Source organism: bacterium (assembly GCA_024228115.1).
GTDB lineage: Bacteria > Myxococcota_A > UBA9160 > UBA9160 > UBA6930.
In genome coordinates, this window is record JAAETT010000485.1 from 1 (window position 1) to 7,130 (window position 7,130).

General features: G+C 61.6%; 9 protein-coding genes. 7 read left to right on the top strand and 2 right to left on the bottom strand.

Annotated features, from left to right (window positions below):
- Window positions 1-122 precede the first annotated feature (122 nt).
- The 5 genes from GY937_20720 to GY937_20740 are packed head-to-tail and all read left to right on the top strand — an operon-like array spanning window position 123 to window position 2,487.
- Window positions 123-749: a hypothetical protein gene (locus GY937_20720; protein ID MCP5059136.1), complete on the top strand. Its 627-nt coding sequence runs from the start codon at window positions 123-125 to the stop codon at window positions 747-749.
- Between the two features lie 55 nt (window positions 750-804).
- Window positions 805-1,080, top strand: a complete 276-nt coding sequence (locus GY937_20725) for a hypothetical protein (protein MCP5059137.1) — start codon at window positions 805-807, stop codon at window positions 1,078-1,080.
- A complete protein-coding gene (locus GY937_20730; protein MCP5059138.1) occupies window positions 1,077-1,232 on the top strand; it encodes a hypothetical protein in 156 nt (51 codons plus the stop codon). The genes GY937_20725 and GY937_20730 overlap by 4 nt, the downstream gene beginning before the upstream one ends.
- Entirely contained in the window at window positions 1,229-1,498 is a 270-nt protein-coding gene (locus tag GY937_20735) for a hypothetical protein (GenBank protein MCP5059139.1), read from the top strand. Before GY937_20730 ends, GY937_20735 begins: the two co-directional genes overlap by 4 nt.
- Window positions 1,495-2,487 carry a tyrosine-type recombinase/integrase gene (locus GY937_20740; protein MCP5059140.1) on the top strand — a complete coding sequence of 331 codons (993 nt, stop codon included), beginning with the start codon at window positions 1,495-1,497 and terminating at the stop codon, window positions 2,485-2,487. The genes GY937_20735 and GY937_20740 overlap by 4 nt, the downstream gene beginning before the upstream one ends.
- A 675-nt stretch (window positions 2,488-3,162) precedes the next feature.
- Here GY937_20740 and GY937_20745 read toward each other — a convergent pair.
- Window positions 3,163-3,354, bottom strand: a complete 192-nt coding sequence (locus GY937_20745; GenBank protein ID MCP5059141.1) for a hypothetical protein — start codon at window positions 3,352-3,354, stop codon at window positions 3,163-3,165.
- 525 nt (window positions 3,355-3,879) lie between these two features.
- Between GY937_20745 and GY937_20750 the strand changes: the two genes are divergently transcribed.
- Both GY937_20750 and GY937_20755 read left to right on the top strand, forming a co-directional pair.
- The gene (locus GY937_20750) at window positions 3,880-5,448 is read left to right on the top strand and encodes a Fic family protein (GenBank protein ID MCP5059142.1); all 1,569 of its coding nucleotides are present in this window, start codon (window positions 3,880-3,882) and stop codon (window positions 5,446-5,448) included.
- Window positions 5,449-5,560: 112 nt separating this feature from the next.
- Window positions 5,561-6,394: a prepilin-type N-terminal cleavage/methylation domain-containing protein gene (locus tag GY937_20755; GenBank protein ID MCP5059143.1), complete on the top strand. Its 834-nt coding sequence runs from the start codon at window positions 5,561-5,563 to the stop codon at window positions 6,392-6,394.
- Here the strand turns inward: GY937_20755 and GY937_20760 are convergent.
- On the bottom strand, window positions 6,391-6,993 hold the full coding sequence (locus GY937_20760; GenBank protein MCP5059144.1) for a PEP-CTERM sorting domain-containing protein: 603 nt from the start codon (window positions 6,991-6,993) through the stop codon (window positions 6,391-6,393). The genes GY937_20755 and GY937_20760 overlap by 4 nt on opposite strands.
- Between the last annotated feature and the right edge of the window lie 137 nt (window positions 6,994-7,130).

A 7,130-nucleotide genomic window follows, 5' to 3' on the forward strand; every position in this document is an offset into this window, starting at 1 on the left:
GTCGAGCCGGGAGGGCGTTCGCCCTGGGTCAAGGACCTTTCGACCCGGAAGATCTGAATCGGAATCCGGAACGGCGGGCTGCGTCGCCCCCCGGCCAAATGATCAGATTTCTACGCTTCTGAGTGAGCGTCTACACCTTCGTAACCATCGCGTCGGTTGCGCCGGCGCGGGCCATCTTCATCGAGATTGGAGTGGTCACGCCGAGTGATGGATTCGCGACCTGGGAAACAACCGGCAATCTCGTCTGGCTCGACGTCACCCAGACAGTTGGCCTCTCCTACAACGACATCATCGCGGGTGCTGGAGGTTGGTTGTCAGCTGGATGGCGATACGCCACGGGAGGTGAGCTTTGCTCGCTCTTCGGTGTTGTGACCTCCGTCCAGAGCCAGGCCCCCTGCCCTCGTCCCGCTGGTGCGCCGTGGGTCCCAGGAGAAGGCGCTTCTGGCGAAGTGGAGGTGCTCGTCGCATTGCTCGGTGTCACTGACGCGGCGTTTTCGCCGGCCACCGCTGGAACCTACGACGATGGCGATCCTGCTGGTGCCGTTGGTTCGGCTGTTCTGAGCTCCGCTGGTTTCCTGGGCACCCCGAGCTCAAGCGGCGTGTTCGATGACTTCCTCACGCCGGACTTCTCTCATCCCACCCAAGGCCACTGGCTCGTGAAGGAATTTGTTCCCGTTCCAGAGGCATCCTGCGCCGCGATGTTGGCAACCGGATTGTTGATCTTGGTCCGTCGAAGCTGGCGTGCGTAGCAATGAACGGAATCGCAACGATCGACGGCCCTGCCCCCACACAAGGACCTTGGCAATGACCGATCAAGAGAAAGCCCTGGAGGAACGACGGGACAAGCTCCGCGAGCGGAAGAAGAAGCTCGAAGAAGAAATCAAGAGACAAAAACGTGCCCTCGACCGAGCTACGGCCAGTCGTTGGTGGCACAAGCTCTTTCTCGTTTCCCCAGATCCCAAAGAAGCACTGCGCATTTCGGGTGAGCTGGATCTCCCGGAGGCCCACCTCCGAGCTGTGGAGGCGGAGATACAGGCTTGGGAACTGGATCGACTGCGCCGGGCGGGGGCCGGTTCATGAACGAGGAATCAATCGACTACCTCGCCAAGGCGGTCGAAGCACTGGCTCAGGCCGTCACCGAATTGAGCCAGCAGGTTCACACCAGCAACGCCCACAACCTCGCCAGCCGAGCCAAATCCCTGGCGTCGCGGGCAAGGAGGGCTGCGGGATGAGCGACGAACTCGACGAGCTGAAGCGTGCCGAACTCTTCGACCTTGCGGCCAGCGAAGGGGTGTCTACTGAGGAGATCCCCGGCGGCGGTGCATACCAGACCGATGCACTGCGCCATCGAATTAGAGCGCATCGAGCCAACACGCAAAGAACGGCCTGGCTCGCCGAACAGGTCAGGTGGCCAGCTTGGATCGCCGCAGTCGCCGCGACGGTAGCAGCGTGTTTTTCCGCGCTGAACTTCTTCTGCGCGCCGGGGTCGCCCTCGTGAGCGAGCGCGCTTTGCCCGATACCCGCCCTGCCCTGCTTTCCGAGAGCGGCAGCGTGGGTCTCCCGGCTCTCGTTGCTCACGGGAACGAAAGGACGAAGACGCGATTTCGCGAATTCTTCGGTGCCAACATCCGCAACCCCAACACCCGCGCCGCCTACATGCGCGCGACAGGGCAGTTCCTCACCTGGTGCGCGCAGGACGGTGCACGCCAGCTTGCGGAGATCACACCCATGGGCGTGGCGGCCTACATCGAGCAGCACCCGGGTAGCGACGCCACCAAGAAGCAGCACCTGGCGGCCCTGCGCTCACTCTTCGATTGGCTCGTTTTGGGTCAGGTGATCGAGACCAACCCGGCCGCCCCTGTTCGTGGACCTCGCGTCCAGTACACCAAGGGCAAGACGCCGGTGCTTCAGGCCGAGGAAGCGCGCGACCTCTTCGCGCACATCCCGACTGGGGGTGTGGTCAGCCTCCGCGATCGCGCCCTTTTGGGCGTGCTGCTCTACAGCTTTGCGCGGGTTTCTGCGGCGCTTTCGATGGACGTTGGCGACTACTTCCGTGTCGGGAAACGCCGGCGCATCCGGCTGCACGAGAAAGGCGGCAAGCACCATGAGGTGCCCGCCCACCACGTGGTCGAGGAGTACCTAGACGACTATCTCGCCGCCCTGCGTTCTGGGCGCGACGGCCAGGTTGTCGAGAAAGCCCCCCTCTTCCGCTCGGCGCGTGGGCGCACCGGTCAGCTCACGCCGAACCGGCTCACGCGCAACGACGCCCTTCACATGATCCGGCGCCGGGCCAAGGCCGCGGGCCTCTCCGACAAGATCAGTCCCCACAGCCTGCGGGCCACGGGCATCACGATCTATCGCGCTAACGGCGGCACCTTGGAGAAGGCCCAGAAGATCGCCGCGCACGCTGATCCCAAGACAACGCGGCTTTACGACCGAAGCAACGACCCGCTGACCTTGGACGAGATCGAGCGCATCGTTCTCTAGGCGTCTCCCCTGAGTGCACTTATTGCGTTGGCGGTTGCAGACATCCGCACCCCGGATTCCTTTCGCTTGCGCCGCAGTCGCCAAACAATTGGCTGCGCCGCCGTCTAGCCAGACGGCGAAAACCCCCGCGGAGACCTCCTTTCCCAACAAAAAGACAGGAGGTCAAAGGATGGAAATACCCGCTCGGAGGATCCGGCTCAAAGATGTCAGTGGAGCCAGACAGCAGAATGCCAAGCGTGCCTTGGGGTCTCTCTTCCGTCATCTGGACGACCGAGTGGACCCGCCTGAGCCGAATCCCGACATTGAGGGTCCGTACCTCCGGGGAGAGCCGGGATATAGGAAGGTGTTTTGCGACTGGGAGGGCACATAACGATCGTGGCTCCGTCAAAGAACTTAGGATGCTTCTGACGGCTTGAGCCATCCACCAGAGTGACCGTCATTTCCTGCCCCGATACCTTCCGGGGCAAGCCTTGAGGTGACGATGATCAAGAAGAGGCTCAGGAGATCGCCGCGCATGCGGACCCCAAACGACCCGACTCTACGATTGTAGCCCCGCCCCGCTCACGCTCGACGAGATCGAGAGGTTGCGCTTTGAGGTTGATTTCTTCGAGCCGAGTCGTAGAGCATCCCCTAACACCCTTCTTTCGAAAAAATGGAGACGTTGGATTGGTCACGTTAAAGCCCATCCACTGCGGCCAGCCACTCGACGCATTCGCGCGGTGAGAAACCCGCCCGCCAAGCTGCCGTGACCACGCTTTCAGCGAGTCGCTCGGCAACACTCGTCCGGAAGCGAAGCTGCAGCAGGAAATCTACGGACGCGAAGTAGTCGGCTCTTGCCGCGCGGGTCCAGGTTGTTGCGAATTTCATGGTTGATCCTCCTTGTCTGTTCGGGCAGCCTCTGTGACGGCCTCTCTTGAGGAGCCCCAAACCAGTGCTCTCCAGCGCATCGAGCTTCTTGGAGGGGCCGCGCCAGCGGAGGAACCAAAAAGGGACCTTGCGCCCCCTTCCCTCTTCCGCACTGGTACCGCTGCGACGCGAAAGGCCGAACCAGGGAGTGCGGCGCCGACCGACCAAGGCATTCAACCTGAGCAACTTCCATGGTTTTCCCGCCTTCAAACGCGTAGTCACGCCCGTGGAACACCCCTACAGCGTTTCTGGGACCTGGGAATCCCTCGGTACCGGTCCCGGAGGCTTTCACGCCTCTCAGAGCCTCTCTGACGCCTTCGAGAGGATCCGGCCAGAGGAATTCTCTACCCCTGATGCCCCCCTTGCCCGCTCCAGCTAGGCGAGTTGTTGATTTGGTGGGGAAACCTCGCTGCGTCACACTAAGAACATCTTAATTCATGAATTTGATATTGTGTCACTATTTTTCATCATATAGACTTGTTTTTCATGGACGATGACTTCACGTATCCATATTCAGAGCCGATCACGGTTTTTCACGACCTACGGCTCCCAGAGCCCGGGCGACCCGTTGGCTACGCCGCCCTCATTGACGCCTACAAGCTCAATGTGCCTCTGCCCCATCAACTCTGCGCCATTGGCGAGCACCACAAGCTGATCACTACCGACGCTTGGCGGCTGCTCACCCCGAGGCATGCCCCCGAGGCCACGCTGGCCGGCCACCTCACCTTCGCCCTCAAGTGGGAGGGGGTCGATCTCCTTGTTCTCAAACGCCTGTTCCTTGCGGTTCGCGCGGGGGGGATCACGCAGTTCGTCCGAAGCCAGCCCACAGGCTCCTACGCCCGGCGCACCTGGTTTCTCTACGAGTGGCTGACCGGGAACACGCTCGATCTTCCTGATGCCTCGCGCGGATCCTTTGTCGATGTTCTCGATCCCAAGCGTCAGTTCGCAGTCCCCGGCGAGCGCTCCTCGCGCCACCGGGTACGCAACAACCTACCTGGCACCCCTGAGTTCTGTCCCTTGGTCTTTCGCACCGACACTCTGAACGACTTTCTCAAGACAGACTTAGCCGCACGAGCCCAAGCCGCGATCGCCCCGATTCGCGCCGACATCGTCGCGCGCGCAGCTGCGTTTCTTCTTCTCGAGGATTCGAAGTCCAGCTTCGCGATCGAGGGAGAACGGCCGCCACGGCGCAGAATCGAGCGATGGGGCCAGGCGATCGGTCAGGCCGGAAGAACTCCCCTCGATCTCGCCGAGCTCCTCCGCCTCCAGCGCGTTCTGATCAGCGATTCACGCTTTGTGGAGCTAGGCCTCCGAGAGGAAGGCGGGTTCGTCGGAGAGCACGACCGCCAGACCGGAGAACCCATCCCGAGCCATATCTCAGCTCGGCCAGAGGACCTCGTCCAACTCGTCGAGGGCCTGCTTGCCTTCGCAAGTGACAACACAAGACCACTCGATCCCGTCATTGCCGCTACTTGTGCGGCCTTCGGCTTCGTCTATATCCATCCTTTCGAGGATGGCAACGGTCGCCTTCATCGCTACCTGATTCACCACGTACTCGCAGAGCGCGGGTTCAACCCTCCTGGTCTCGTCTTCCCGGTGAGCGCCGTCATTCTCAGACTCATCGACGATTACCGCAGTGTCCTCGAGAGCACCTCCCGCCCCCTTCTTCGCCTCATTGAATGGGAGCCGACACTCAAGGGGAATGCCCGCGTTCTGGGTGACACGGGCGACTTCTACCGCTTCTTCGATGCCACCGCGCACGCTGAATTCCTCTACCGCTGCGTCCAGACGACGATCGACGAGGACCTGCCCAAGGAAGCCGCGTTTCTCGAGGCCTACGACCGCTTCGCGGAGCGCGCGCAGGATGTGGTCGAGATGCCCAACAACACCCTCGATCTTCTCTTCCGCTTCCTTCGCCAGAATCGAGGGGCCCTCTCCAAGCGCGCCCGATCTCGCGAGTTCGCGAAGCTCACGGACGGGGAAACCTCCGAGCTCGAGCGCATCTACACCGAAGAAGTCGATAGCGTGCTGTCAGACGCGGATCGGAACTCCTGACCAATGAAGCGCCAGGCCCAGGTGCCCAATGCCAGCGGAAGCCGACAACTCGGAATTGTCTGATCCACAGGCCGTTAACGAAATCGAAACCGTTCCCCTGTAGCCTGAATGGATGAAACGGTCTCATCCAGGCGCCGGGTTCACGCTCGTCGAACTATCCATTGTTGTCGTCATCGCAGGACTCCTACTGTCTGCGATCCTCGGCTTTTCTCGTTTGAGGATCAACGCGAAGCTAACCGCGACGATCGCCACCGTTCAATCAACCGGCGCAGCGACAGCTATGTTCATGGATCGATACGGCTCTCTGCCCGGCGACCTTCGGGATGCCGCGAGCAAAATTCCGGGCTGCGGCGCATCCGTGGGTACCTGCGAAGCCCCAACCTCCGCGTCGACCACGGGAGATGGCAATGTCGGCGAGGTCGGTGCGATTTCACGCCACCAGACAACAGGGCAGACGCCGGCAGAACATGAAACCGTGCTTTTCTGGAGCCACCTGCTGCAGACAAGCCTCATCACCAGAACAACCGACACCTACACGAGTTCGAATTCACCAATGATCGCCTGGGGCGCAAGCCACCCCGCAGCACCGATAGGCGGCGGATTTCACGTCAAAGATGCAGATGGCGGGATGACCACTCCCCTGCCCGGCTGGCCGCCAGCGGCGAAGCAGCCGGAGGGCACGTTTCTGGTGCTGCAAACGAAAATTTCCCGGGATCTCGTCCCCGCTCAGCCAGGGGACCAGCCCATCAGAGCATCTGAGGCTTCTTGGATCGACCGGAAGGTCGACGACGGCAATCCTTTCAGAGGCTCCGTCCTGGGGTACGGGACGGTGACCCTACCGATGGCTGGTTCCGGTTGTTTCACCTGGACGGCGGTCGATCGGGGGGCCTACGACCAGCATGAAACGAGCAAGGACTGTGGCCTGACCTTCCGAATCGCTCCCTAGCTGCGCCGCTGCAAGCACCGCCGCGCCAGCAACACGAGCCCGAGGCCCAGGAAAGCAGTTGATGCGGGCTCCGGAACCGTCTCAAACACCACTGTATCGACCGCAAAGAGCTTGGTACTCCCGGGCTGGGTGGAGGTCACCGTGAAGCTCGTGATCGACGATGCAGAGACAGACAGGAGTCCAACGAACCCCGAGTTGGCGAAGCCTGCAAGGCTGACAACATCCGATCCGACTACGGCCGCGCCGTCGAAAGCAGTGAGGATGAAGTCCGCCGCGAAAACGTTGCCGTTGCTGACATCGAGACTCACTGAGTGTACCGATCCGCTGAAAACGCCACTGATCGTACCGGAGAGCATGCTTCCGTCGGCCAGGGCCAAGAAATCCGTCGTGGCGTAGAAATTGGGGAGTGTGGTCGCCGCCTGATCGGCAGGCGTGACTGCGAGGCCGATCACGCCGCCGGAAATGACCACGGAACCGAAATCGAGTGTGGGACCGAACGGCCCGCCCGGCTGAACGGCAGAGAACGTGGAGGGCGCAACGGTCTGGGTATCGTCGAAAGTGATCGTCACCCCGGTCGCCACCCGCGGCAGAATGCCCACTAGTCCCTTGTCACACCAAAAGCTGGGGGTAGAGTCGTCGCAGTTTCACGCGGGCTTGTTGGGTCGTGAATTGCCAGTCGACGCCCTTCGTCGTTCGGTTGCGATCGTCTTGCCAGGCTTGGACTTGGCGCGTGAGA

Bases quoted from the DNA above. Each gene is read 5' to 3' on its own strand.
- GY937_20725 (MCP5059137.1), top strand. From the start codon at position 805: ATGACCGATCAAGAGAAAGCCCTGGAGGAACGACGGGACAAGCTCCGC.
- GY937_20735 (MCP5059139.1), top strand. From the start codon at position 1,229: ATGAGCGACGAACTCGACGAGCTGAAGCGTGCCGAACTCTTCGACCTT.
- GY937_20730 (MCP5059138.1), top strand. From the start codon at position 1,077: ATGAACGAGGAATCAATCGACTACCTCGCCAAGGCGGTCGAAGCACTG.
- GY937_20750 (MCP5059142.1), top strand. From the start codon at position 3,880: ATGGACGATGACTTCACGTATCCATATTCAGAGCCGATCACGGTTTTT.
- GY937_20755 (MCP5059143.1), top strand. From the start codon at position 5,561: ATGAAACGGTCTCATCCAGGCGCCGGGTTCACGCTCGTCGAACTATCC.
- GY937_20745 (MCP5059141.1), bottom strand. From the start codon at position 3,354: ATGAAATTCGCAACAACCTGGACCCGCGCGGCAAGAGCCGACTACTTC.